Source organism: Lactiplantibacillus herbarum, assembly GCF_001039045.1.
GTDB classification, from domain to species: Bacteria; Bacillota; Bacilli; order Lactobacillales; family Lactobacillaceae; genus Lactiplantibacillus; species Lactiplantibacillus herbarum.
This window is the reverse complement of record NZ_LFEE01000055.1, coordinates 1-1,476: the sequence shown is the minus strand read 5'-3', so window position 1 is coordinate 1,476 and position 1,476 is coordinate 1. Positions and strand designations below refer to the sequence as shown.

General features: G+C 38.2%; 3 protein-coding genes. All 3 read right to left on the bottom strand.

What is annotated here, in order from left to right; translation table 11 throughout:
• Window positions 1–39: 39 nt before the first annotated feature.
• The 3 genes from ACG95_RS14495 to ACG95_RS13885 are packed head-to-tail and all read right to left on the bottom strand — an operon-like array spanning window position 40 to window position 1,422.
• Window positions 40–279: an IS3 family transposase gene (locus ACG95_RS14495; RefSeq protein WP_160300371.1), complete on the bottom strand. Its 240-nt coding sequence runs from the start codon at window positions 277–279 to the stop codon at window positions 40–42.
• Window positions 266–859 (bottom strand): IS3 family transposase, encoded by a 594-nt coding sequence (locus ACG95_RS13890; RefSeq protein ID WP_152668359.1) that lies wholly within the window; start codon window positions 857–859, stop codon window positions 266–268. Before ACG95_RS13890 ends, ACG95_RS14495 begins: the two co-directional genes overlap by 14 nt.
• Before the next feature lie 26 nt (window positions 860–885).
• Entirely contained in the window at window positions 886–1,422 is a 537-nt protein-coding gene (locus ACG95_RS13885; RefSeq protein ID WP_048001094.1) for a helix-turn-helix domain-containing protein, read from the bottom strand.
• Window positions 1,423–1,476: the final 54 nt, after the last annotated feature.

Genomic DNA, 1,476 nt, shown 5'->3' with positions numbered 1-1,476 from the left:
TGAAGTGCAACAAAAAAGTTAGACAAATTCATATTTAGTTTAGGCAATGGCCTGTTCTCGGTATTCTACCGGGGTCAGGCCATTTTTATTTAATGAAATTCGTTTAGTGTTATACCAAAAAACATATTCAGCGACAGTTTGTTTCAGTTCATCGAGGTCAACGATTGATTTACGATATAAGCATTCACGTTTCAACAGGCTAAAGAAACTCTCCATTGGTGCATTATCGTGGCAATTTCCCTTGCGGGACATACTTGGTATAACTTCAAGTTGTGCCATTGCATTTTGGTAAATCCAGATGTTGATATTGCCACCCCTGGTCCGAATGAATGATCGGTGTCGCATCAATCGGCAATTTAAGAGCAAAATCGTCAATGGTTAATGATAACTGTTCAAGATTGGCATGGTCAGTAATCACAATCGTGATTACTTCACGACTGGCTTCGTCGATGATAGCTGAGATATATCCCCAAGTCTGATTAGTTAATTTTACTTGAGTGATATCTGTGTGCATCACAGTAAAAGGTTTTGTCGCAGTGAAAGATTGTTTGAGCAAATTATCGTTCACAGTTCCAGTGTGTCCCTTATAAGAATGATATCCACTAGTATGTCGGGAATAAATAGTTGAAGCTAATTCAAGTTCACCCATCAAACGTAGAACTGTATTGGGTGAGACTTGATAGCCAGCTTTTTGGGCCACCATATGGATACGTCGATAACCATAAGTTTCATGAGATTTCTTGAAAGTCTCTTGAATAAAGACTTTCAGCTCGGCATATTTATCTGTTTTACAGTTTCGCCTAAGACGGTCATAGTACGTGGCTCGCGGTAATTGAGCCAGTTGTAAGAGATCCGTCAAAGTATATTCACGCCGCAGCGAATACACTACTGACGCTTTGTCGGCAGATGTTTGTTCTTCGATACGGCCCTCAATTTTTTTAAAAAGTCACGCTCCATTTGTGCCTGATGTAGCTCAGCACGTAACTTCATATTTTCTGCGATTAATGTTTCTTTCTCTGTCGGTGTCAATTTATATAAATTCTTAGCTACTGGTTTTTTAGGCATCGTAGACGGTCTTCCTTTACGTTTAGGACGTAGTCCAACAGCGCCTTGTTCATTGAAAATCCGTGTCCAAACAGTTACTTGAGACGGATTCAGATTAAATCTAGCAGCTACCTTAGACAGTCCCTCTTCATGAGTTTGATAATAGTCTACCACAGCTAACTTTTCGTCTAATGAGTATTTTTGGTATTGTTTTTTGATTTTTAAGGCTTCTAATCCTTGCGCTTCTGCCAAATAAAACCATTTTCTAATCATTGCCGGATCAATATCATATTTTTGTCCTAGTGTCTTAAACGACACAGCTTTCAACTGATATTCTTGAACAACTGTAATTTTAAAAATACTTGAATATTTAGTCATAGAAAAACCCCATAATCGTTAGAATTACTTGTCTAACAATTATGGGGCACTTCA

Coding starts and splice junctions, on each gene's coding strand:
- ACG95_RS14495 (WP_160300371.1), bottom strand. CDS start 279: ATGGCACAACTTGAAGTTATACCAAGTATGTCCCGCAAGGGAAATTGC.
- ACG95_RS13885 (WP_048001094.1), bottom strand. CDS start 1,422: ATGACTAAATATTCAAGTATTTTTAAAATTACAGTTGTTCAAGAATAT.